The sequence below is a fragment of the Streptomyces morookaense genome, assembly GCF_013030945.1.
In the GTDB taxonomy this organism is placed as follows: Bacteria; Actinomycetota; Actinomycetes; order Streptomycetales; family Streptomycetaceae; genus Streptomyces; species Streptomyces morookaensis.
Map to the genome: position 1 here is coordinate 1 of NZ_JABBXF010000011.1, position 1,296 is coordinate 1,296.

Sequence of the window (1,296 nt, forward strand, 5' to 3'; positions counted from 1 at the left end):
GTGACGCGGTCCCCGACGGTGTCCCGGGCGGTGAGCATGAGGATCGGCACGGTGACGCCGGAGGCGCGCAGCCGGCGGGCGGCGGTGAGGCCGTCCATGCGGGGCATCAGCACGTCGAGGACGATCAGCTCGGGGGCGTAGGCGTCCACCTTGGCGAGGGCGTCCAGCCCGTCGACGGCCAGCTCGGTCGCGTAGCCCTCGAAGGCCAGGCTGCGGCGCAGGGCTTCGCGGACGGCGGGCTCGTCGTCGACGATCAGGATGCGGGAGGGCTGGTCGCCGTGCTCGGCGGGGCTCATCTGCTCACCTCACGGGGTCACGGGTGTCACGTCTGCGACGTCTGCGGGCAGGCTCACAGCCTCGCACGTCACACCGTGCGGCGAGGTCTCAGCTGTTGGTGCCGCCCGCGCGCAGCTTGGCGAGGTCGGCCTTGACGGTGTTGACGGGGATCGCGAAGCCGAGGCCGACACTGCCGGCGGAGTCGCCGGACGCGGAGCCCGAAGCGGGGGCGTACATGGCCGAGTTGATGCCGATGATCTCGCCGCTCATGTTGATGAGCGCACCGCCGGAGTTGCCGGGGTTGAGGGAGGCGTCGGTCTGGATGGCCTTGTAGGTGGTCTTGGACGAGCCGGTGTCGCCGTTGTACTGGTTGCCGCCGAACTCGAACGGCCACTGCGGGAGTCCGCGGCCGTTGCGGCCCCGCCCCTGATCCTGGCCCTGGTCCTGGCTGCCCTGTTCCTTGGCGACGGTGACATCGCGGTTGAGGGCGGAGACGATGCCGCTGGTGACCGTGCCGGTCAGGCCCTCGGGGGAGCCGATGGCGACGACCTGGTCGCCGACGCGCAGCTTGGAGGAGTCGCCGAACTTGGCGGCCTTGAACCCTCCCCCAGCACCCTGGATCTTGATGAGGGCGAGGTCCTTGGCGGGGTCGGTGCCGACGACCTTGGCGGTCCTGGTGCTGCCGTCGCTGAGGGAGACCTGGACGGTGTCGGCCCCGGCGACCACGTGGTTGTTGGTGACGACCTCGCCGTCGCCGGTGACGATGACGCCGGAGCCGGTGGACTGGCCCTGGCCGGTCGTGGCCTTGATCTCCACGATGCTGGGGCTGACGGCCTGGGCGACCGCGGAGACGCCGGACAGCTTCGAGGAGGCGTTCTCGACGGGCGTGCTCCGGCTGGTGCTGTCGGAGCCGCCGGTGAGCTCGCCGACGAGGGCCGCGGCGCCGCCGCCGGCCAGGGCCGCGACGAGCGCGCAGGCGGCCACGAGGCCGATGGGGCCGCGGGCGCGGCCCCGGCGCCG

The 1,296-nt window shown here is 72.5% G+C and carries 2 protein-coding genes; both read right to left on the reverse strand.

Annotated features, from left to right (window positions below; all coding sequences use genetic code 11):
* Positions 1-296 (reverse strand): response regulator (locus tag HG542_RS06760; RefSeq protein ID WP_171079153.1); only part of this gene is annotated, 296 nt, incomplete at its 3' end.
* Positions 297-384: 88 nt separating this feature from the next.
* On the reverse strand, positions 385-1,296 hold a 912-nt coding region (locus HG542_RS06765; RefSeq protein WP_176606298.1), incomplete at its 5' end, for a S1C family serine protease.